The organism is Cytobacillus pseudoceanisediminis, from assembly GCF_023516215.1.
Lineage (GTDB): Bacteria > Bacillota > Bacilli > Bacillales > Cytobacillaceae > Cytobacillus > Cytobacillus pseudoceanisediminis.
The window spans coordinates 3,978,177-3,998,711 of the sequence record NZ_CP097349.1; the positions used below are offsets into that span (position 1 = coordinate 3,978,177).

Annotated in this window: 22 protein-coding genes, 1 rRNA gene and 3 pseudogenes; 2 read left to right on the top strand and 24 right to left on the bottom strand. The window is 44.1% G+C overall.

Annotated elements, in window-relative coordinates:
* Nucleotides 1-273: 273 nt before the first annotated feature.
* Together M5V91_RS21485 and M5V91_RS21490 are read right to left on the bottom strand one after the other, a co-directional pair.
* A 16S ribosomal RNA gene (locus M5V91_RS21485) occupies nucleotides 274-1,823 on the bottom strand.
* 264 nt (nucleotides 1,824-2,087) lie between these two features.
* Nucleotides 2,088-2,318 (bottom strand): hypothetical protein, encoded by a 231-nt coding sequence (locus M5V91_RS21490; RefSeq protein ID WP_019382796.1) that lies wholly within the window; start codon nucleotides 2,316-2,318, stop codon nucleotides 2,088-2,090.
* 160 nt (nucleotides 2,319-2,478) lie between these two features.
* Between M5V91_RS21490 and pdaB the strand changes: the two genes are divergently transcribed.
* Nucleotides 2,479-3,213: a polysaccharide deacetylase family sporulation protein PdaB gene (pdaB, locus tag M5V91_RS21495; protein WP_284521494.1), complete on the top strand. Its 735-nt coding sequence runs from the start codon at nucleotides 2,479-2,481 to the stop codon at nucleotides 3,211-3,213.
* Nucleotides 3,214-3,324: 111 nt separating this feature from the next.
* Here pdaB and M5V91_RS21500 read toward each other — a convergent pair.
* Nucleotides 3,325-3,956 (bottom strand): annotated as a pseudogene (locus M5V91_RS21500) (KinB-signaling pathway activation protein).
* Nucleotides 3,957-4,103: 147 nt separating this feature from the next.
* Between M5V91_RS21500 and gerD the strand changes: the two are divergent.
* Nucleotides 4,104-4,745: a spore germination lipoprotein GerD gene (gene gerD / locus M5V91_RS21505; protein ID WP_217027636.1), complete on the top strand. Its 642-nt coding sequence runs from the start codon at nucleotides 4,104-4,106 to the stop codon at nucleotides 4,743-4,745.
* 50 nt (nucleotides 4,746-4,795) lie between these two features.
* On the opposite strand, the gene salA is transcribed toward gerD, so the two are convergent.
* The 21 genes and pseudogenes from salA to M5V91_RS21610 all read right to left on the bottom strand — a co-directional run bounded on the left by salA (nucleotide 4,796) and on the right by M5V91_RS21610 (nucleotide 20,486).
* Nucleotides 4,796-5,854, bottom strand: coding sequence for an iron-sulfur carrier protein/transcriptional regulator SalA (gene salA / locus M5V91_RS21510; RefSeq protein WP_071157941.1), 1,059 nt, complete (start codon nucleotides 5,852-5,854; stop codon nucleotides 4,796-4,798).
* Between the two features lie 138 nt (nucleotides 5,855-5,992).
* Nucleotides 5,993-6,715, bottom strand: coding sequence for an N-acetylmuramoyl-L-alanine amidase CwlD (cwlD, locus tag M5V91_RS21515; RefSeq protein ID WP_071157975.1), 723 nt, complete (start codon nucleotides 6,713-6,715; stop codon nucleotides 5,993-5,995).
* Nucleotides 6,716-6,814: 99 nt separating this feature from the next.
* Nucleotides 6,815-7,257 (bottom strand): annotated as a pseudogene (locus tag M5V91_RS21520) (YbaK family protein).
* 227 nt (nucleotides 7,258-7,484) lie between these two features.
* Nucleotides 7,485-8,753 carry a glutamate-5-semialdehyde dehydrogenase gene (locus M5V91_RS21525; RefSeq protein WP_019382789.1) on the bottom strand — a complete coding sequence of 423 codons (1,269 nt, stop codon included), beginning with the start codon at nucleotides 8,751-8,753 and terminating at the stop codon, nucleotides 7,485-7,487.
* 18 nt (nucleotides 8,754-8,771) lie between these two features.
* Nucleotides 8,772-9,890: a glutamate 5-kinase gene (proB, locus tag M5V91_RS21530; RefSeq protein ID WP_009336616.1), complete on the bottom strand. Its 1,119-nt coding sequence runs from the start codon at nucleotides 9,888-9,890 to the stop codon at nucleotides 8,772-8,774.
* Nucleotides 9,891-9,926: 36 nt separating this feature from the next.
* Nucleotides 9,927-10,769, bottom strand: a complete 843-nt coding sequence (gene proC / locus M5V91_RS21535) for a pyrroline-5-carboxylate reductase (protein WP_019382788.1) — start codon at nucleotides 10,767-10,769, stop codon at nucleotides 9,927-9,929.
* A gap of 361 nt (nucleotides 10,770-11,130) precedes the next feature.
* Nucleotides 11,131-11,523, bottom strand: a complete 393-nt coding sequence (rpsI, locus tag M5V91_RS21540) for a 30S ribosomal protein S9 (RefSeq protein ID WP_009336614.1) — start codon at nucleotides 11,521-11,523, stop codon at nucleotides 11,131-11,133.
* Between the two features lie 20 nt (nucleotides 11,524-11,543).
* A complete protein-coding gene (gene rplM, locus M5V91_RS21545; protein WP_009336613.1) occupies nucleotides 11,544-11,981 on the bottom strand; it encodes a 50S ribosomal protein L13 in 438 nt (145 codons plus the stop codon).
* Nucleotides 11,982-12,215: 234 nt separating this feature from the next.
* The gene (gene truA, locus M5V91_RS21550; RefSeq protein ID WP_019382786.1) at nucleotides 12,216-12,953 is read right to left on the bottom strand and encodes a tRNA pseudouridine(38-40) synthase TruA; all 738 of its coding nucleotides are present in this window, start codon (nucleotides 12,951-12,953) and stop codon (nucleotides 12,216-12,218) included.
* Nucleotides 12,954-12,965: 12 nt separating this feature from the next.
* Complete coding sequence (locus tag M5V91_RS21555; protein ID WP_009336611.1) at nucleotides 12,966-13,763, bottom strand: energy-coupling factor transporter transmembrane component T family protein; 798 nt, start codon at nucleotides 13,761-13,763, stop codon at nucleotides 12,966-12,968.
* A pseudogene (locus M5V91_RS21560) lies at nucleotides 13,760-14,628 on the bottom strand (energy-coupling factor ABC transporter ATP-binding protein). Before M5V91_RS21560 ends, M5V91_RS21555 begins: the two are co-directional and overlap by 4 nt.
* Nucleotides 14,604-15,443 carry an energy-coupling factor ABC transporter ATP-binding protein gene (locus M5V91_RS21565; RefSeq protein WP_071157961.1) on the bottom strand — a complete coding sequence of 280 codons (840 nt, stop codon included), beginning with the start codon at nucleotides 15,441-15,443 and terminating at the stop codon, nucleotides 14,604-14,606. Before M5V91_RS21565 ends, M5V91_RS21560 begins: the two are co-directional and overlap by 25 nt.
* Before the next feature lie 593 nt (nucleotides 15,444-16,036).
* Nucleotides 16,037-16,399, bottom strand: a complete 363-nt coding sequence (gene rplQ, locus M5V91_RS21570; RefSeq protein WP_009336608.1) for a 50S ribosomal protein L17 — start codon at nucleotides 16,397-16,399, stop codon at nucleotides 16,037-16,039.
* A gap of 78 nt (nucleotides 16,400-16,477) precedes the next feature.
* The gene (locus tag M5V91_RS21575) at nucleotides 16,478-17,422 is read right to left on the bottom strand and encodes a DNA-directed RNA polymerase subunit alpha (RefSeq protein ID WP_009336607.1); all 945 of its coding nucleotides are present in this window, start codon (nucleotides 17,420-17,422) and stop codon (nucleotides 16,478-16,480) included.
* Nucleotides 17,423-17,595: 173 nt separating this feature from the next.
* Complete coding sequence (gene rpsK, locus M5V91_RS21580) at nucleotides 17,596-17,985, bottom strand: 30S ribosomal protein S11 (protein WP_009336606.1); 390 nt, start codon at nucleotides 17,983-17,985, stop codon at nucleotides 17,596-17,598.
* 21 nt (nucleotides 17,986-18,006) lie between these two features.
* Entirely contained in the window at nucleotides 18,007-18,372 is a 366-nt protein-coding gene (gene rpsM / locus M5V91_RS21585; protein WP_009336605.1) for a 30S ribosomal protein S13, read from the bottom strand.
* A 23-nt stretch (nucleotides 18,373-18,395) separates the two neighbouring features.
* Nucleotides 18,396-18,509 carry a 50S ribosomal protein L36 gene (rpmJ, locus tag M5V91_RS21590; RefSeq protein WP_000868344.1) on the bottom strand — a complete coding sequence of 38 codons (114 nt, stop codon included), beginning with the start codon at nucleotides 18,507-18,509 and terminating at the stop codon, nucleotides 18,396-18,398.
* 35 nt (nucleotides 18,510-18,544) lie between these two features.
* Nucleotides 18,545-18,763 (bottom strand): translation initiation factor IF-1, encoded by a 219-nt coding sequence (gene infA, locus M5V91_RS21595; protein WP_009336604.1) that lies wholly within the window; start codon nucleotides 18,761-18,763, stop codon nucleotides 18,545-18,547.
* On the bottom strand, nucleotides 18,741-19,076 hold the full coding sequence (locus M5V91_RS21600; protein ID WP_009336603.1) for a KOW domain-containing RNA-binding protein: 336 nt from the start codon (nucleotides 19,074-19,076) through the stop codon (nucleotides 18,741-18,743). The genes infA and M5V91_RS21600 overlap by 23 nt, the downstream gene beginning before the upstream one ends.
* Nucleotides 19,077-19,092: 16 nt before the next feature.
* Nucleotides 19,093-19,839, bottom strand: a complete 747-nt coding sequence (gene map / locus M5V91_RS21605) for a type I methionyl aminopeptidase (RefSeq protein ID WP_009336602.1) — start codon at nucleotides 19,837-19,839, stop codon at nucleotides 19,093-19,095.
* Nucleotides 19,836-20,486: an adenylate kinase gene (locus M5V91_RS21610; protein ID WP_009336601.1), complete on the bottom strand. Its 651-nt coding sequence runs from the start codon at nucleotides 20,484-20,486 to the stop codon at nucleotides 19,836-19,838. The genes map and M5V91_RS21610 overlap by 4 nt, the downstream gene beginning before the upstream one ends.
* Between the last annotated feature and the right edge of the window lie 49 nt (nucleotides 20,487-20,535).

Sequence of the window (20,535 nt, forward strand, 5' to 3'; positions counted from 1 at the left end):
GTCAGCTCTCTCGCTCCGCTCCTCACGTACTGAAGTACGCTCCGGTGCTCACTCGGTCGCTTCCTTGATCTCCTTGCCGCTCATCGTCCTCATGGTTTGTGCTCTTACTTCGTTTTAAAACAAAAATAAGAGAAAAAACTAAGATGGCGATTACTCGGTTATTGCTTCTTCATTAACATTATCTAGTTTTCAAAGAACGAATCTTTCATTGAGAGATTGAACTCTCAAAACTGAACGAACAAAACACGTCACGTTTCATGTAAATATCCTTAGAAAGGAGGTGATCCAGCCGCACCTTCCGATACGGCTACCTTGTTACGACTTCACCCCAATCATCTGTCCCACCTTAGGCGGCTGGCTCCAAAAGGTTACCCCACCGACTTCGGGTGTTACAAACTCTCGTGGTGTGACGGGCGGTGTGTACAAGGCCCGGGAACGTATTCACCGCGGCATGCTGATCCGCGATTACTAGCGATTCCGGCTTCATGCAGGCGAGTTGCAGCCTGCAATCCGAACTGAGAATGGTTTTATGGGATTCGCTTAACCTCGCGGTCTCGCAGCCCTTTGTACCATCCATTGTAGCACGTGTGTAGCCCAGGTCATAAGGGGCATGATGATTTGACGTCATCCCCACCTTCCTCCGGTTTGTCACCGGCAGTCACCTTAGAGTGCCCAACTGAATGCTGGCAACTAAGATCAAGGGTTGCGCTCGTTGCGGGACTTAACCCAACATCTCACGACACGAGCTGACGACAACCATGCACCACCTGTCATCCTGTCCCCCGAAGGGGAACGCCCTATCTCTAGGGTTGTCAGGAGATGTCAAGACCTGGTAAGGTTCTTCGCGTTGCTTCGAATTAAACCACATGCTCCACCGCTTGTGCGGGCCCCCGTCAATTCCTTTGAGTTTCAGCCTTGCGGCCGTACTCCCCAGGCGGAGTGCTTAATGCGTTTGCTGCAGCACTAAAGGGCGGAAACCCTCTAACACTTAGCACTCATCGTTTACGGCGTGGACTACCAGGGTATCTAATCCTGTTTGCTCCCCACGCTTTCGCGCCTCAGCGTCAGTTACAGACCAAAGAGTCGCCTTCGCCACTGGTGTTCCTCCACATCTCTACGCATTTCACCGCTACACGTGGAATTCCACTCTTCTCTTCTGCACTCAAGTTCCCCAGTTTCCAATGACCCTCCCCGGTTGAGCCGGGGGCTTTCACATCAGACTTAAGGAACCGCCTGCGCGCGCTTTACGCCCAATAATTCCGGACAACGCTTGCCACCTACGTATTACCGCGGCTGCTGGCACGTAGTTAGCCGTGGCTTTCTGGTTAGGTACCGTCAAGGTACCGGCAGTTACTCCGGTACTTGTTCTTCCCTAACAACAGAGTTTTACGATCCGAAAACCTTCATCACTCACGCGGCGTTGCTCCGTCAGACTTTCGTCCATTGCGGAAGATTCCCTACTGCTGCCTCCCGTAGGAGTCTGGGCCGTGTCTCAGTCCCAGTGTGGCCGATCACCCTCTCAGGTCGGCTACGCATCGTTGCCTTGGTGAGCCGTTACCTCACCAACTAGCTAATGCGCCGCGGGCCCATCTGTAAGTGATAGCCGAAACCATCTTTCAGCTTTCCTTCATGTGAGGGAAAGAATTATCCGGTATTAGCCCCGGTTTCCCGGAGTTATCCCAGTCTTACAGGCAGGTTGCCCACGTGTTACTCACCCGTCCGCCGCTGACTTCAGGGAGCAAGCTCCCATCTGTCCGCTCGACTTGCATGTATTAGGCACGCCGCCAGCGTTCGTCCTGAGCCAGGATCAAACTCTCCATATAAGAGTTGATTAAGCTCATAAATTGTCTTTTCAAAAAAGACTAAAGAATTAACGTTGACGTTTTTGTTCGTTCAGTTTTCAAAGATCAATCCGCCGCTCAGAAGCGACTTTCTTAATATATCACGTGTCAGCATCGACGTCAACAACTTTTTTAAGTTGTTTTTTATTGGTGCTTTCCGTCATCAGCGACGTTTATTAATATACCAAGATACCAATAACAAGTCAACAGCTTTTTATATTTTTTTAATAAGAAAAGAAATATCTATTATCCCTTATTTTCCCGATGCTGTCTTGAACGCATGTATTTAAGGCAGTCTGCTGGCGTTGCCATACGCTGAAATAAAGAAAATAAGATTTTATATCGTTCTTCCATAGCTCTTTTGACAATATGGTCGATCCTGTCATCTTTTAAATCGAATAATATTTCGTCCATTTCCCGCTTAATGAGGTACTCGATTTCTTTCAGCTCTTTTTGGTTTAATAGCATTCCAATCATTTTGATTGCCTCCATTGTATTATTCAATTTGTTTTCTGTAGTATTTTTCCATTTAGGATTTATTATGAGTGAATTTTTTATACATGGAAGAGACAAGTTCAGCATAGGTATGGATTAGGAAGGTATCGGACGAGGTGAATTGTTATGAACTTTTTTTGTATTGAATGGTAAGTCTTTAAAACAAGTTTCGCTGGTTGTCATTGCAGCATTTTTCACAGCTTGGTTCCTCTATATGCAGAGCATTGTCCATTTGCCTGCTTTTTCAGCCAAAGACGGGCCTAAAGCGATATACAAAGGGGAAAAGGATTTAGCCCTCACCTTTAATATTGGATGGGGGGATGTAAAAGCAGAACCCATACTGGATATTCTCAAAGAAGAGAATGTTAAAGCGGCGACCTTTTTTCTGGCTGGTTCCTGGGCCGAACGACATCCGGATTTAGTTTCAAGAATCGTCAAAGAAGGTTACGAAATTGGGATTCTGGGCTATGGCTATGAAGATTATACAGAGCTAGAAGAAGACAAGATCAGAAGAGACCTCGCAAAAGCACAGGAAGCATTTAGAAAGCTGAATATTAAAGACATTAAGCTTGTGCGCGCCCCAACTGGACATTTTGACCAGAAAACGTTAAAGGTCGCTGAAAGAATGGGCTACACTGTTGTCCATTGGAGTGTTGATTCAAAGGATTGGACCAATCCGGGTGCAGAGAGGATTGCAGAAAATGTATCAAAAGCTAAAAAAGGAGACATTGTACTTCTGCATGCGTCCGATTCTGCAAAACAAACAGCCAAAGCCCTTCCGCTCATTTTAAATGATGTAAAAGCCAAGGGACTCAAATTCGTTTCCGTTTCTGAAATGATTGCTAATGCTGAGACGAAGACAAGTGAAATAAAATAGATAAGCGAAGCGCCTTGCCCACCCCCGATAAGCACAAGACGAGAGGGCAGGATGCTTGCGCCAGACAGTTATCGACATTCAAAATTCTATACTTAAAACAAAAGCCATCCATTATTTGGATGGCTTTTGAGCTAGATTGCTTCTTTGTTTTTGAGAATCCTCATTTAATTTATGAAGGATAAGCAGCTGGTAGGTGTTGCAGACTAGTAATGGGAACAGCATTAAATATAGCCAGCTTTCCTCATTTACCCTTAAGACCGGCACCCACTCAATGGCGGTTACAACCACCATAAAAAATACTGCAGGAATAAATGCATGCTGATTGGTCTGCTTTGCTTTAATTGCAGCAACCACAAGTGCGACTATAAGAAGAAAAGCCGCTACGCCAATATACGGAAGCATGCTGTCTCCCCTCCCGCAAAAGCCTTATAGCGGAAGTAAACCAAGTCAAACAAAGCAAATAAAATCAGGACAATCTGAATAGGATTCCACAATCCTTTAAAAATCCCCAACCCGAAGCGGTGTACCGTCAAATATGCAAAGAAGCCCATTTGGCTAATGATGCTGAAGATTAATCCTACACCTATAAGCCAGAAGAATACCGACAGAATCTCAAGGAAATCGAAGTCAGTAAAAATAGGCGCAAATTCATCCCAGCGCACAATAAATCCGACAACTCCAGTAGTTAATCCTCCAACTAAAAGAGTTGATATAAAAAGCTTTACCCAATTACGGCTAGTCAATTTATTTTTCCCCCATAATAAATAAATTCATTCTTTATGATTGTACCAACCAAAGTTTGAAAAATCTAGGCATTGTATTTCCAGCGCATAATATTTGCTGAATTTCTTCATTCTAAAGGTAAGGACACCTCTGAAAGGAGCTTCATCATGATAAAAAAATTCCGTTTGCTCCTTCCATTAGCGCTAGTGTTTTTCATATCAGGCTGCGGCCAAGGTGAAACGGGCAACGGCCAAATGGATTATGAGCAGACTAAAAAAATGGTTGTAGATATATTAAAGACCGATGAAGGAAAAAAGGCGCTCGAAGAATTGATGGCTGATGAAAAAATGCAGCAAAAGATGGTCATGGACCAAAAGGTAGTAGCCGATACCATTGAAAAAACCTTAACCTCTGATAAAGGTACAGAGTTTTGGAAGAAGTCCTTTGATGATCCAAAGTTTGCCGAAAGCATGGCAAAAAGTATGCAGAAAGAAAATGAACAGCTATTAAAAGATCTAATGAAAGACCCTGAATATCGGGGAATGATGATAGAAGTACTTAAAGATCCCGAACTCGAAAAAGAAGTTACGGATGTCCTTAAAAGCAAGGAATATCGGGAGCATATACAGAAAGTAATGACCGAGACATTTGAAAGCCCGCTTTTTAAAGCAAAAATTCAGGACATCCTTCTGAAAGCAGCAGAGGAAACGAAAAGCGGTCAGCAAGGCGGTGAAGAAAGCGGCGGTGAAGGCGGCGGCCAGGGTGCAGACCAAGGCGGCGGCGGTGGCGGCCAGGGAGGCGGAGCATAACTCCACCTTTAAAAAGAAAACCTCTTCCAATTCGGAAGAGGTTTCTTTCATTACTTGCTTTCAATTGATTGGATAACTTTGCGGGCGATATCTGTATAAATCTGTCCGAGCTTATGTTCTTCATCATAAATGGACGGTGCGAAGTCTTCTTCATTCCAATCAGGCTGCTGAAGAGGCAGCTGGCCCAGCACTTCTGTCCGCAGTTCCTCAGCAAGCTTTTCACCGCCGCCTTGACCAAATACGTGCTCTCTTTCACCAGTCAATTGGCTCTCGAAATAGGCCATGTTCTCAATAACACCCAGGATTTCATGCTCAGTACGAAGTGCCATAGCACCCGCCCTCGCAGCGACAAACGCAGCTGTAGGATGCGGAGTTGTCACAACGATTTCCTTGCAGGAAGGGAGCATTGTGTGCACATCCAGGGCCACATCTCCTGTTCCCGGCGGCAAATCAAGAAGAAGGTAATCCAATTCGCCCCATTCTACTTCATTGAAGAAGCTGTTCAGCATTTTGCCAAGCATTGGGCCTCTCCAGATAATTGGTGCATTATCTTCTACAAAGAATCCCATTGAAATCACCTTTACTCCAAAGCGCTCAACCGGCAGAATCCTTTCTCCTCTGACTACGGGGCGCTTTGTAATGCCCATCATATCCGGTACGCTGAATCCATAAATATCGGCATCGATCAGACCGACCTTTTTTCCTAAACGGGCCAGGGATACTGCCAGGTTTACAGATACGGTGGATTTGCCGACTCCGCCTTTTCCGCTGGCAATCGCAATAAACTCAGTTTTATTTCCAGAAGAAAGCAGGCCTTTGTCTTCTTCAGCCGCTGCCTCTCTATATTGTGAAAGCACTTCATCCGGAAGCTCGCTGAAGCGTATGCCAACGGTTTCCGCTCCTGCCTCTTTTAGAAGATTGACGATTTGAGTCTGAAGCTGAAGCTGTTCAGCTGTACCTGTCTTGGCAATTTGAATCTTGACGCTGACATGGTTCTTTTCTTCCTTGATTTTAATTTCTTCAATGGCGTTAAGTTCGCCCAATGTTCTATGTATAAATGGTTCCTTTAAGCCGTTTAAAGCTTCTTTGACTTTCTGTTCAGTTAACATACATTGCACCCGCCTTCTGAATTCGTTTCCAATTTAGTATAACATATTGAATATTCTATACTGTTAATTCTATCACACCAGGGATACATTCACTATTTCCCTGCATCTAAAAAGAAAAGGCACTTTTTAAGCGCCTTTTCATTCCCATGTTTCGGTCAGTTCTTTTTCATTGGTATAGTAGCGCATGATTCCATTGTAAATGGAGGCAGCAATTTTATCCTGATATTCATCAGTTTTCAGATTGGCCCGTTCCCCCGGATTTGATAAGAACCCAACTTCTACTAGGACACCTGGCTTTTTGGCGTATTTTAAAATAAAAACATTGTTTAAAGGCTTCGAATTCCGCTTGGTATTCTCCAGGTTGCGGCGGAGTTCGTCCTGTATGAACTTTGCCGCTTTGGCATTTTCCTTAATCGCCGGTGCATAGAATGTCTGCGCTCCGCTCCATCTGGGGGAAGGAATTGAATTTAAATGAATGCTGACATAAAAATCAGAATTAGAAGTATTGATCATTTCAAGCCGTTTCTTCAGGTCTTCTACTTTCCTCCGGCTGTAACCCCTGGTTCCCTCTGGTGCAAGGTCTCTGTCTTCCTCCCTCGTCATCAGCACAAGCGCTCCCTGCTCCTGAAGGTAATCCCTTACTTTTAATGATACATCCAATGCGATATCCTTCTCGAGTGCACCTTCATCGCCTGCCCCGCCATCCGGACCGCCATGGCCGGGATCAAGCAAGATAATCTTTCCTGTTAAAGGAAGATTCCACGATTCCCAGGAATCATCATCCGTAAAGTCATATTGCAAAATTAGAAAAAGGACGATAAGCCCGATCGCAAACCCGCCTATTTTTAATTTTTTCTTCATATGTCCCAATCAGTCCCCCTGCTTATCCTCATTTCAATATATGGGACAAGATGGAGATCTAGAACTTTGATCAGGACACCCCTTTTTACATTGTACTTTTCAGTGGAGACGCAATTTATGCCTTCTCTCCCCTTTATTGAATCCTTCCGACCACCAGCTGCTTACATATTGCTCACACATATAATAAAGGGATTCGCTCATTACCGCTTCCGAACCATGACCCCAATAAAGGAAAAAGTTATATAGTGTGTCCACTAAATGCTTATACTCTTTTTCACATCTATGGCGGACCTGATCCAGCGATTCGCCATAGAGCCCAAAACGGCTGTAGTTGGCCCCCAGCAAATAGGCTTCAATCGCAACATCAAAGCATGCCTCCTCAATTCCGGCATTCATCATCAGACCGGAGACAAATCTGGAAGAACCAAAAAATTGCTGTACCTTCTCTTTTAAAGCTTTTATCGAAATTTCCCGAAGGACGGATTTTTCATATTTGATCTGCTTTTCTCTTTTTTCTCTTTAAACGTTGTTATGACAGTCACTGCTTTCTCACCCCTTGAGGATAGTCTTTATCTGCAGAGGGAGAGAAATGCAAAAAGCAACCGCGAATCGGCTGCCAATTTTTTATCAGAAAAGCGAAAGGAGCCCGCTTAAAGGAACCCCTATTAAAATCGCCTCTTCCTATAGTCAGACAAGTATCTAATACAGGAATAAATTCTTATTTTTTACGCAAAGCACCAGCCGGAGCTGATGCTTTTAAATACGCTTTTTATCGGATCTGTCCATTTCCGGACATGAGATATTTTCGGGTTGTTAATGCCGGCAGTCCCATTGGGCCTCTCGCATGGAGCTTCTGTGTGGATATGCCGATTTCAGCACCGAAGCCAAGAGCCCCTCCATCCGTGAATCTGGTCGAGGCATTATGGTACAATGCTGCAGCATCTGTCAGCTGCATGAATCTTTTGGCTGTTTCACCATTTTCCGTAATGATCGCCTCAGAATGCTTTGTTCCATATCGGTCAATATGATCAATGGCCTGTTCAAGGCTATCAACGGTTTTTACCGCCAAATCCAGGCTTAAATATTCATTTGCCCAATCGCTCTCGCCCGCTGGCACAACATTAGGCAAAGCTTTTGCCGCAGCCTTATCTCCATGTACTGTTATACCGTGCTTTTTCAGAGCTTCTGCAAGCAAATCTTTATGCTGGTTAAGCCATGCTTCATGTACAATCAGCGTTTCTGCTGCGTTGCAGACAGCCGGACGGTCTGTTTTGGCATTAACCAGGATATTGATTGCTTTTTCAGGATTCGCTTCCTTATCTACATAGATATGGCAGTTTCCCACCCCTGTTTCAAGAACAGGCACTGTTGCATTCTCAACCACTGCCTTAATAAGGGATGCGCCGCCTCTTGGAATTAAGACATCAATATGCTCTTTCATTGTAAACAGCTGCATTGCCGCTTCTCTGTCTGCTGTGGCAATAAATTGAACAGCCTCTTTAGGTATTTTCGTTTTTTCAAGAGCACCATGAATGATCTCCACTATAGCCTGATTCGAATTAAGGGCTGATGATCCGCCTTTTAGGACAATGGCATTTCCTGACTTTAAAGCCAGACCTGCTGCATCTGCTGTTACATTGGGTCTTGCTTCATAAATCATGCCGATGACACCCAGCGGAACCCGGACCTCTTCAACCTTCAGCCCATTATCCAAAGTCCATCCAGACATGACGTCTCCAACCGGATCGGGAAGTTCAGCTACCTGGCGAAGGCCAGCTGCAAATTCAAAAACCCGCTCTTTAGTCAATGACAGCCGGTCCATATATGCCTCTTCAAATCCATTTTCCTTGCCGTTTTTTAAATCGGCCATATTGGCTGCAAGAATTGATTCATATCCAGTCTCCAAATCATCTGCAACTGTATGGAGTGCTTCGTTCTTTTCTTCCGTTGTTAAAATACTTAATGTTTTGGCAGCCTTCCTGGCTTTTTTCGCCTGTTCTTCTACATTATTTGTCTTTACTGCTGATGCAGTAGTCATTGAATCCCTCCTATTAGTTTAAACAAGTGCCGGCAGCTTAAAGTCGCGGGAACATACAAACGTTTCTTGAGCAATGGCCGGTTCCAGCTCTTCATCTGCTGTATGGTCATTTAACTGTTCGTTTGAATAATTAATGCGGCCGAGGCCGATTTCTTTTCCCTCTTCATCCAGAATGCGGACAACTGCGCCATTTTTAAATCGCCCTTTTACTTCCTGAATATCAGAGAGATAAAGGTTTTCCTGATGATCCACAATCGCCTCTATCCCATGAGAGCTGATGGTCACCTTGCCTTCAGGGCCTGAGTGAAATGCAATCCACTGTTTCTGGTTATCCAGATTGAATGCATCCGGTTCCGGCTTGAAGTAGGTTCCTTTCGCCCTGCCTTCCACAGCTTCCATTAAGATATTTTCCGTACCTGCTTTTCCTAAAAAAGAATCAATTCCCGCAGCCATGGCAATTTTCACTGCCTGGATTTTTGACTTCATGCCGCCTGTTCCTACAGCACTTCCAGATCCTCCTGCAGCAGCTTCAATTTCAGGTGTAATGCTGTGAACCCTCTCCAGAAGACTTGCACCAGGATTGTCATTGGGGTTGCAGTCATAGAGGCCGTCAACGTCTGATAAAATAATCAATAAATCAGCATCGATCAGACCTGCCACTTTTGCCGCCAGGGTATCATTGTCCCCGAATCGCAAACGGTCGACTGTAACCGTGTCATTTTCATTTATAATCGGGATGATTCCGCGCTCCAGCAGCACATTCATGGTGTTATGCATGTTGCCATAACGCTTTTCATCGGAGAAATCGCTTCTGGTAATTAAGATTTGTGAAGCGACATACCCGTGAGATAAAAAGAGTTCTGAGTAAGATTCCATTAATAAGCCCTGGCCAATTGAAGCAGCAGCCTGTTTTTCCGGAAGGGAAGAAGGACGGTTAAGGCAGCCGAGCTTCCGGTAGCCTGCAGCTACAGCACCTGATGACACGACAGCTGTTTCATAGCCAGCATCCTTCAGCTCGACAATTTGCTCTGCAAATTTTTCAAGCTTTCTGCGGCTGATCTCCCCATGCATGCTTGTTAGTGAGCTGCTTCCGATCTTAATAACAACTCTTTTTATCTGCTTTTCTTTACTCAACATCCAATACCTCCTGTGAACTTATAAATCCCATTTCCCTTAGGAAGTGACAAGGGCGCCTTCCAATTCTTCGCTGATCTCCTTTGAACGTTTGGCGGCATGCTCCACTGCCTGTGTGATAGCTTCTCCTCCATTGTATCTCCTTAAAGCTTCGAGCCCTGAAGCAGTTGTGCCATTTGGCGAGGTCACTTTCTCTCTAAGAGAAGTTGGAGCTTCATCCTTTTCAAGCACCATCTTAGCTGCTCCAAAAATCGTCTGGGCGACAATTTTTCGTACAGTCTCTTCATCCATGCCTTTTTGCACCCCTACCCGCTCCATATTTTCCATCAGATAATAGAAGTAAGCAGGACCGCTTCCGGCTAATCCCGTAAAAACATCCATCTGGTCTTCATCAATGATATACACTTCCCCCATGCATTCCAGCAATTCCTTAACCAATTCTACATTGGCCATGCTGGTATTCTTGCCTGCCACGACAGCCGTCGCAGATTCCTGAATCATGCTCGAAGTATTTGGCATCACACGCACAACCTGCTGTCCCGGATTTAAATGGTCTTCCATGAACTCAGTTGTAATGCCTGCCAAAACAGAAAGAATTACCTGGCCGGGATTTAATTTATCTTTAATCGAACGCAGAGCTTCCTCTGCACCTTTTGGTTTCATGGCTAAAATGAATAAATCAATCTCCTCAAATGGAAGCTCGCTTTGGGGCATCGCACTCACACCGTACTTATCATGAATCTCTTCCAGTCTGTCTGCATTGCTCCTATTCGTTACAAATACTCGATCGGGTGATATTTCCCCAGCTGTCATCACTCCCGAGATCATTGATTCAGCCATTGACCCTGCTCCTAAAAAAGCAATTGTTTTATTGGCTAACATGGACATCCTCCTTTAAATGAACAAACTGTTCGTATAACCGTTCGTATTTTATCAACGTTATCTATCGTAACATGCTTAAATACATATTCAAGGGTATTAGGGAAAGACGGGAGGATATGGGCGAGATAGTGAATGAAAACGCTAACATATGCTGCCTAAGATTCGCTGAGGCTCCCTCAGCGTGAATAATCCCCTCTCAGGCCCATATTTGCAAAAATATATTTTCCCATGTCTTAAAAGTGCACAAACACAAAGCCTGGCCAACTGGCTGAGCTGTGCCGAATAAAAAAGCTGCAAATAAATAAAATAAGAAATAAAAAAACTCCCAGCCAAAATGGCTGAGAGCTTTGATAAGCAAATATTAACGCTTTGAGAACTGAGGAGCACGACGAGCACCTTTAAGACCGTATTTCTTACGCTCTTTCATACGTGCGTCACGAGTTAATAGTCCTGCGCGCTTTAATGTTGGACGGAATTCTGGATCTGCTTGAAGCAATGCACGAGCGATGCCGTGGCGGATTGCGCCAGCTTGACCAGTGTATCCACCGCCGTTTACATTTACAAGAATGTCGTAGCTGTTAACAGTTTCAGTAGCTACAAGCGGCTGTTTTACAACTTCACGTAAAGCTGCAAAAGGAATGTAATCTGTGATTTCACGACCATTGATGATGATTTTACCGTCGCCTGGAACTAAACGAACACGTGCAACGGAGCTCTTACGACGACCAGTACCAATATATTGAACCTGTGCCAAGTTAATAACCTCCCTAAAAATTATCCACGAAGTTCGTAAACTTCAGGTTGTTGTGCTTGGTGCTTATGTTCGCTACCAGCATATACGTGTAATTTCTTGAACATTTGACGACCAAGAGAGTTCTTTGGAAGCATGCCTTTGATTGCAAGCTCAAGCATTCTCTCAGGGTAGTTTGTACGCATTTCAAGAGCAGTTCTTGTTTTTAGACCGCCTGGGTGCATGCTGTGACGATAGTAGATCTTGTCAGTAAGCTTTTTCCCAGTAAGTTCGATTTTTGAAGCATTGATAAGAATTACATGATCACCAGTATCAACATGTGGTGTATAAGTTGGTTTATGTTTACCACGTAGAATTGATGCAACTTCACTAGCAAGACGACCAAGAGTTTTGCCTTCAGCATCAATCACGTACCATTTACGTTCGATATTGTTTGAATTCGCCATAAACGTTGTACGCATCAGTTTCCCTCCTAATAATTCCATTCATAATCATTTTTTTGGTTTATCTATTCGACACAATAAGTTCCGGGGCTTATCGTGGTTTTAATAATAATACCATATGCTATAATATAACTTTGACAGTCCAATGTCAAGCGAATGTTACACCTGGTTTAGTTGTTTTAAACTCTTTTTTTATATGAGTTTGGCTTTACAACGCGCCCTCGCGGTTCTTCAATTGTTTTTTCCAAAATTTTAATAAAAAACTTTCCACAAATATAAACCTTGAGGAGGCGCTGTTTTCCCTGCAGCTGATCTGTTTTTTTCTTTAAGAACAGAAGGCATGGAATCGGGGTCTCTTTCCCCTGAGCCAACTTCAAGTAGTGTGCCGGCCAGGATGCGGACCATATTATATAAGAATCCGGTGCCTCTAAAGCGGAAGATGAGCATATCCTCTTTTTCCTGCACCTCTATCTCCTGTAGTTCCCTGACCTTATCCTCCACTTCCGTCTTAGCGGAGCAGAAGCTTGTAAAATCATGTGTCCCTATTAAATCCGCAGCCGCTTGTTTGATTGCATCCGTATTTAAGGGATAGGGGTAATGATAGGCATAATGTCGTTTAAAAGGGTCTCTCCTGGATGAGCGATGCACGAAGTACCGATATTCCTTCCCTTTCGCATCAAAACGGACATGAAAGTCATCAGGCACTGTCTCAGCCCCCACTATGGCCACCTCATCCGGCAGCAGGGAATTAAGGGCGATTTCCCATTTTCCAATAGGAATATTCAAAGGGGAATCGAAATGGATCACCTGGCCCCTTGCATGGACACCCGCATCGGTTCTGCCTGAGGCTGTGACCTTGATGTCTTCTCCTTTATGAAGCTTCTTTAAGGCCCTCTCCAGCTCTCCTTGAACAGTCCGCTTGCCAGGCTGCACCTGATAGCCTGCAAAATGGGTGCCGTCATACGTTATATTACATTTAAATCTTTGCATAGGGTCACCTCATTACGTCCTCAGCAGGATTAACACCAGAGTCAGGGCTGCAAGCATTGCCAGCATTGCCGTATCCTTCAGACCCCAGTTAAGCTGCCTGTATTTCGTTCTGCCTTCCCCGCCTCTATAGCCGCGTGACTCCATCGCTACAGCAAGCTCCTCAGCCCGTTTGAACGAACTGACAAACAAAGGGATTAAGAGAGGAATAATGGCTTTGATACGTTCTTTAATCGGGCCGCTTGAAAAATCGACTCCCCTGGCTGTCTGAGCTTTCATGATTTTATCCGTTTCCTGCATAAGTGTCGGGATAAAGCGAAGAGAAATCGACATCATTAATGCCAGTTCATGCACCGGAAACTTGATTTTATTCAATGGAGCCAGCAGGCTTTCCAGACCATCCGTTATTTCAATCGGAGTCGTTGTCAAAGTCAGAATGGAAGTCATCAGAATGAGCAGGAAGAAGCGCAATGATATGAAAATCCCCTGTCTCAAACCTTCTTCATAGATTGTAATCCATCCAAAACGGAAGAGGACTTCACCCTCTTTTGTCAAAAACAAGTGGAGGAATAATGTAAAAATAACAAGCAGAAGGACCGGCTTTAACCCTGTATAGATAAACCGAATCGGAACCTTCGATAAAGCAATCATCAAAAAGGTGTAAACCGTAAGTAAGCCGTATGTCAGCATATTATTTGCCAGGAAGACAATGCACACGAATAAGAAAATAAGGACTAGCTTAGAACGGGGATCCATCCTGTGCAGGACAGACTCTGCCGGAACATAGCGCCCAAAGATCATTTTATCCATCATTTTGGCGTCCCCCTTTTCATCGCAGCAGCAATCTCATCCGTCAGCTCATCCATGGTCAGACATGTCTTAGATAAACGGATGTTAAGTGATTCTTCCATTTTCAGCTGAAAACGGACAACCTCCGGAACATCGAGGCCAAGCTTAAGCAAGCCTTCCGGAGAAGAAAAGATTTCTTTAGGCGTTCCCTTTCTGTACACTTCACCGTTGTGCATGATGACAATCTGATCAGCATAGCGGGAGGCGTCCTCCATGCTATGTGTCACGAGCACTGTCGATAGCCCTCTTGTACCATGCAGGCTGTAGAACATATCCATGATTTCTTTTCTTCCCCGCGGGTCAAGCCCTGCAGTAGGCTCATCCAGGACAATGACATCAGGCTCCATTGCCAGTACTCCCGCTATCGCCACCCGTCTCATTTGGCCGCCTGACAGGTCAAATGGGGACTTGTGTAAAATTTCCTCCGGCAGGCCAACCTGGCTTATGGCTGCTCTTGCTCTTTTTTGGCTTCCTCTTCTGACACTCCGAAGTTCATCGGACCAAAGCATATATCTTTCTCGACCGTTTCCTCAAACAGCTGATGCTCAGGAAATTGAAACACGATGCCGACCCTTTGGCGGATTTCCTTCAGGTTTTTTTGTTTCTTATGCGAGGTGATCAGACGCTCTCCAATCACTACCTGGCCTTCTGTCGGTTTAAGCAGGGCATTTAAATGCTGGAGGACAGTCGATTTGCCTGATCCCGTATGACCGATAATTGCCAGAAACGTGCCTGATGGAATATCAATGGAAACATCCTTTATCGCGAGGCGTTCAAATGGCGTATTGACCTGATACCGGTATTCTACATTTTGGAGTGAGATGTCCATAATTCTTCCACCAACTCTTCTTCAGATAAATAATGCCTTGATAACGGCAAGCCTTTTTCTCTTAATATCTTGCTTAGCTTCACAGGAAAAGGAATATCCAGGCCCAGCTTTACAAGCTCTTCATCCATTTGAAAGATTTCCTCAGGTGTGCCTTCCCGATATAACTGTCCTCTGTTCATAACCACGATGCGATCAGCCTTTGCAGCTTCCTCCAAATCATGTGTGATGGAGATGACTGTCATATGATAGTCCTGCTTCAGCTCTCTGACGGTTTCAAGCACCTCTTCACGCCCTCGTGGATCAAGCATGGAGGTTGACTCGTCCAGAATTATAATGTCCGGCCTTAGGGCGATGACGCCGGCAATGGCCACCCTTTGTTTCTGGCCGCCAGAAAGATGGTGCGGCTCTTGATTAAGAAATTGTTCCATTTTGACTTTCTCCAGTGATTGCGCAACACGCTGAACCATGTCATTTCTTTCAATTCCATGGTTTTCTAAACCAAAAGCCACATCATCCTGTACGGTCGTTCCGACAAACTGGTTATCCGGATTCTGAAAAACCATGCCGATCTTCTTTCTGGTTTCCCAGACTGTCTCTTCGGTCAATGGAATTCCTCCTACTGTAATACTGCCTTCCAGAGGAAAGTGCAGGCCATTCAGAAGTTTGGCTAGTGTTGATTTCCCGGAACCATTATGGCCAACAATAGCAAGCCATTCCCCTTTCCATATATTGAAAGAGACATTGTGCAGCGCATATCCAGCCTCTGCATCGTATTTAAACGAAACATTTTTCAATTCTACCAGCGGCTCGTTCATGTGAAGTCCTCCTCTCAGCTCTGCTTCTCTATTTCAGCTCTGCTCTAATATTTTTATCCTAATGAAAAAACCCGCCATTTTTGGCGAGCTTTAAATAGTTCGATAATAGGTTATGTTACCGGATAGCAAGCGTTGAATGATACCATTCTCCCACACTTGTAATACACAAGAAAATCTGGATTTCTGCTATCTAAGCTTATTGGATGCCTATTATGCCTCCCTATTAAAAGCTCATACTGACGCAGTATGGTGGTTGGTTCTTGCTATAGTATGACTGTTCAGAGACCTCGATTTCCTTATGGTTTATGAACATACTAAATTTAAAAAAGCCTGCACCTCTTTCCGTCAGGCAGTAAACTGCCGGGCGCAAATCTTCTTTCCGGAAGAGGTGCATGAGCTAGACAAGACAGTGTACCAGGTAATGGGGAATCTATTGGTCATCCATCCCTGTATAATAGCTGTACATGCTCATCGTAACGCTCGTTTTTGGCCTGAAATAGGCGTTCCTAACATATTAAGGAAACAGCCGCTTTTATAGAAAAAGGGCAAAGAACAAGTTCAATGAAACCGTCCCGCGCCCTTTCCTTAAAAAATTATACTAACTCGATGATTACCATTGGCGCACCGTCTCCACGACGAGGTCCAAGTTTCATAATACGAGTGTATCCGCCTTGGCGCTCTTCATAACGAGTTGCGATGTCGCTGAATAATTTTTGAACTGCATCCTGGTCAGTTTCAGCGTTAGCTACCTCATTGCGAACAAAAGCAGCTGCTTGACGGCGTGCATGCAAGTCGCCGCGCTTTCCAAGAGTGATCATTTTCTCAACAACTGAACGAAGTTCTTTTGCACGAGCTTCAGTTGTTTCGATGCGCTCATTGATGATTAGATCTGTTGCTAAGTCACGCAGCATAGCTTTACGTTGTGAGCTAGTGCGTCCTAACTTTCTGTATCCCATGAAAGTTTCCCTCCTTTGTTGAAGTCATTCAATCTGCTGAAAGCAAACATATAAAGATGATGAATCAATTTACATCAATCAATCGTCTTTGCGTAAGCCCAGTCCAAGATCTTCTAATTTATGTTTTACTTCCTCAAGTGACTTTCTGCCCAGATTACGGACCTTCATCATATCCTCTTCAGTCTTATTGGCTAATTCCTGAACAGTATTGATGCCAGCACGCTTTAAGCAGTTGTAAGAACGTACAGATAAATCAAGTTCTTCAATTGTCATCTCAAGTACTTTCTCTTTTTGGTCTTCTTCTTTTTCAACCATGATTTCGGCATTTTGAGCTTCATCAGTTAAACCGACAAAGATATTCAAATGCTCAGTTAAGATCTTCGCTCCAAGTGCAACCGCATCTTGAGGACCTGTACTTCCGTCAGTCCAAACATCGAATGTTAACTTATCATAGTTAGTCATTTGACCCACACGTGTATTCTCTACCTGATAAGAAATGCGAGATACTGGAGTGTAGATGGAATCGATCGGAATCACACCGATTGGCTGATCTTCTCTCTTGTTTTGGTCAGCTGGTGTATACCCTCGTCCGCGTCTTGCAGTTAAACGCATGCGCAGGTGGGCATTTGAACCTAGAGTAGCAATATGAAGATCCGGATTAAGGATTTCAACATCGCTGTCATGAGTTACGTCAGCTGCCTTCACTACACCTTCACCCTGAACATCGATTTCCAATGTTTTTTCTTCATCAGAGTAGATTTTAAGTGCTAGTTTTTTAATGTTTAAAATGATAGATGTTACATCTTCTACGACGCCTTCAATTGTTGAGAACTCATGAAGTACCCCATCAATTTGGATCGATGTGACAGCGGCACCTGGGAGTGAGGATAAAAGGATACGACGTAAGGAGTTACCCAAAGTTGTACCATATCCACGCTCAAGTGGCTCGACGACGAACTTGCCGTACTTGGCATCATCGCTGATCTCAACCGTTTCGATTTTTGGTTTTTCTATTTCGATCATCAAAATATACCCTCCTTCAAAACGTCGAAACCCCGGCTAGCAATCTCTAACCGAAATTCCCCCATGTATACGTTCCCGTTTTGTGCACAACAACTGGAATAATTGTTCTGTATAACTAAAAAATTAGTATCATATCCCATTATAGACAAGGATACAAAATCTATACAGAAAAATTATACACGGCGGCGTTTTGGTGGACGACATCCGTTATGAGGAACTGGAGTTACGTCTCTGATAGCAGTAACTTCTAGACCAGCAGCTTGAAGAGCACGGATAGCAGCTTCACGTCCTGCACCAGGTCCTTTAACAGTTACTTCAAGAGATTTCATACCGTGTTCCTGAGAAGTTTTAGCTGCAGTTTCAGCTGCCATTTGCGCTGCGAATGGAGTAGATTTACGAGAACCTTTGAATCCAAGAGCTCCAGCACTTGACCAGGAAACAGCATTTCCATGAACATCAGTGATAGTTACGATTGTGTTATTGAAAGTAGAACGGATATGTGCAATACCTTGTTCAATATTCTTTTTCACACGACGCTTACGTGTATTAGTTTTACGAGCCATTTAAAGTACCTCCTTTACCGATTATTTCTTCTTGTTCGCAACAGTCTTACGAGGACCTTTGCGAGTACGAGCGTTGTTTTTTGTGTTTTGTCCGCGAACCGGTAAACCACGGCGATGACGTAGACCGCGATAGCTTCCGATCTCCATTAGACGTTTGATGTTAAGTGATACTTCACGGCGAAGGTCACCTTCAACTTTCAATTTGTCAATGATGTCACGGATTTTGTTAAGTTCATCTTCTGTAAGATCACGAACACGAGTGTCTTCAGAAACACCAGCTTCAGCCAAAACTTTTTGAGCTGTAGATTTACCAATACCAAAGATATAAGTTAATGAGATTACTACACGTTTTTCACGTGGAACATCTACACCAGCAATACGTGCCATTGTATAAGCGCACCTCCTTCAATTTAACCTTGTTTTTGTTTATGTTTAGGGTTTTCACAGATAACCATTACTTTTCCACGTCTGCGGATAACTTTACACTTTTCGCAGATTGGTTTAACTGATGGTCTTACTTTCATTATCCTAACCTCCTTAATAGTACGGAGTGCAATGATTATTTAAAACGATATGTGATTCTACCGCGTGTTAAATCATATGGAGATAGCTCAACTGTTACTTTATCTCCAGGTAAAATGCGGATGAAGTGCATACGGATCTTACCGGATACATGAGCTAGCACTGTATGACCATTTTCTAATTCTACCTTAAACATTGCATTTGGCAAAGTATCAACAACTGTGCCTTCTATTTCAATTACATCGTCTTTCGCCATTGAACGATACTCCCTTCTTCATATCATATACGAATTCATTTACATACTTTGCAAGCGCAAAGCGCAACTTTCCGTTTGTTACACGGCCGGTCTCCTCGAGACTGGTCTGAACTTCTGGAGAGATATAATTAAGCAATTGCAGATGCTGAATGTTCTTTTTCTTCGGGCAATCGAATTTCTTCCTGCCGCCGTCAGCAAGCATAACAAACCTTTCATCCATCAACCTTATAATTATAGCATATTGACCAGCATCGCGCCCGCTTTTGATCAAAACAATTTGACCAGGCTGCGGATTCGTATCAGAACCAACCAATGGAATCACCTGCACCTTAGGCTTTTGTTAATATTTCATAACCGGTTTCAGTGATCGCTATTGTGTGCTCAAAATGTGCACACCTTTTACCGTCAACCGTTACAACTGTCCAGTTATCGGTTAAGGTTTTAACATAACGACTTCCTGCATTCACCATAGGTTCAATAGCAAGTACCATACCCGGCTTTAAGCGCGGCCCTCTGTTAGGCGGTCCATAATGAGGAATTTGGGGATCCTCATGTAAGTCTTGCCCTACACCATGGCCGACATACTCGCGTACAATGGAAAAGCCATTAGATTCCGCATACGTTTGGATAGCATGGGAGATGTTCGACAAGCGCTCACCCGGTTTTGCTTCTTCAAGGCCCTTATATAACGATTCCTCTGTCACATCCATCAGACGCTCGGATTCCTCATCAATTTGGCCAATAGCATAAGTCCAGGCTGAGTCACCATGATAACCGTTATATTTAGCACCGATATCAATGCTGATTATATCACCGTTATTTAAAACTCGATCACCAGGGATCCCATGAACAAGTTCATCGTTAACTGAAGCACAAATGCTGCCGCGGAAACCATTATACCCTTTAAAAGACGGGATTGCATCGTGTTTACGGATAAACTGGTCAGCAATATCATCTAATTCGCGGGTTGTGATTCCGGGTACAATATGTTTCTTCAGTTCCTGGTGTGTAAGTGCTACGATCCTGCCGGCCTCACGCATTATATCAAGTTCACGCGGGGTTTTGCAAATGATCATTGTAAGCCCCCGAGCAAAGCATCAAGATCAGAAAATACTTTATTAATATCTTGCTGACCATCAATATTGCGCAGATAACCTTTCGTTTCGTAGAAATCAAGCAACGGTTTTGTTTGTTTAATATTAACGTCAAGTCTATTCTGAACAGTAGCTTCATTATCATCAGCACGCTGATACAGCTCACCGCCGCAGCGATCGCACACTCCGTCCTTCGCTGGCGGATTGAATACTAAGTGATAAGTAGCTCCGCAGTCTTTACAGATGCGGCGTCCGGTAAGACGTTCCATTAGAATGCTCTGATCAACATCAATATTTATGACATAATCAATTTTCTTATTTAAATCAGAAAGGATGTTTTCAAGGGCATCTGCTTGGGCAACCGTTCTTGGGAAGCCATCCAGCAAAAAGCCTTTTTCGCAATCATCCTTGCTTAAACGTTCACGGACAATGCCGATTGTTACTTCATCAGGAACAAGCTCGCCTTTATCCATGAATGATTTTGCTTTAAGGCCTAGGTCCGTTTCGTCTTTAATAGCCGCACGGAACATATCTCCAGTAGAGATATGAGGGATGCCGTATTTTTGGACGATCTTCTCGGCTTGTGTACCTTTTCCGGCACCAGGGAGCCCCATTAAAACTAAATTCACGTCAATTTCCCCCTAGTCTCTAAATGGTATAAGGGAACGAGACGCTCCC

Coding starts and splice junctions, on each gene's coding strand:
- rpmJ (WP_000868344.1), bottom strand. CDS start 18,509: ATGAAAGTAAGACCATCAGTTAAACCAATCTGCGAAAAGTGTAAAGTT.
- rplQ (WP_009336608.1), bottom strand. CDS start 16,399: ATGGGATACAGAAAGTTAGGACGCACTAGCTCACAACGTAAAGCTATG.
- M5V91_RS21555 (WP_009336611.1), bottom strand. CDS start 13,763: ATGATGGATAAAATGATCTTTGGGCGCTATGTTCCGGCAGAGTCTGTC.
- map (WP_009336602.1), bottom strand. CDS start 19,839: ATGATCATTTGCAAAACCCCGCGTGAACTTGATATAATGCGTGAGGCC.
- M5V91_RS21575 (WP_009336607.1), bottom strand. CDS start 17,422: ATGATCGAAATAGAAAAACCAAAAATCGAAACGGTTGAGATCAGCGAT.
- gerD (WP_217027636.1), top strand. CDS start 4,104: ATGATAAAAAAATTCCGTTTGCTCCTTCCATTAGCGCTAGTGTTTTTC.
- cwlD (WP_071157975.1), bottom strand. CDS start 6,715: ATGAAGAAAAAATTAAAAATAGGCGGGTTTGCGATCGGGCTTATCGTC.
- rplM (WP_009336613.1), bottom strand. CDS start 11,981: ATGCGTACAACGTTTATGGCGAATTCAAACAATATCGAACGTAAATGG.
- truA (WP_019382786.1), bottom strand. CDS start 12,953: ATGCAAAGATTTAAATGTAATATAACGTATGACGGCACCCATTTTGCA.
- M5V91_RS21565 (WP_071157961.1), bottom strand. CDS start 15,443: ATGAACGAGCCGCTGGTAGAATTGAAAAATGTTTCGTTTAAATACGAT.
- M5V91_RS21490 (WP_019382796.1), bottom strand. CDS start 2,318: ATGATTGGAATGCTATTAAACCAAAAAGAGCTGAAAGAAATCGAGTAC.
- M5V91_RS21525 (WP_019382789.1), bottom strand. CDS start 8,753: ATGACTACTGCATCAGCAGTAAAGACAAATAATGTAGAAGAACAGGCG.
- proC (WP_019382788.1), bottom strand. CDS start 10,769: ATGTTAGCCAATAAAACAATTGCTTTTTTAGGAGCAGGGTCAATGGCT.
- infA (WP_009336604.1), bottom strand. CDS start 18,763: ATGGCGAAAGACGATGTAATTGAAATAGAAGGCACAGTTGTTGATACT.
- salA (WP_071157941.1), bottom strand. CDS start 5,854: ATGTTAACTGAACAGAAAGTCAAAGAAGCTTTAAACGGCTTAAAGGAA.
- proB (WP_009336616.1), bottom strand. CDS start 9,890: ATGTTGAGTAAAGAAAAGCAGATAAAAAGAGTTGTTATTAAGATCGGA.
- rpsM (WP_009336605.1), bottom strand. CDS start 18,372: ATGGCACGTATTGCTGGTGTAGATGTTCCACGTGAAAAACGTGTAGTA.
- rpsK (WP_009336606.1), bottom strand. CDS start 17,985: ATGGCTCGTAAAACTAATACACGTAAGCGTCGTGTGAAAAAGAATATT.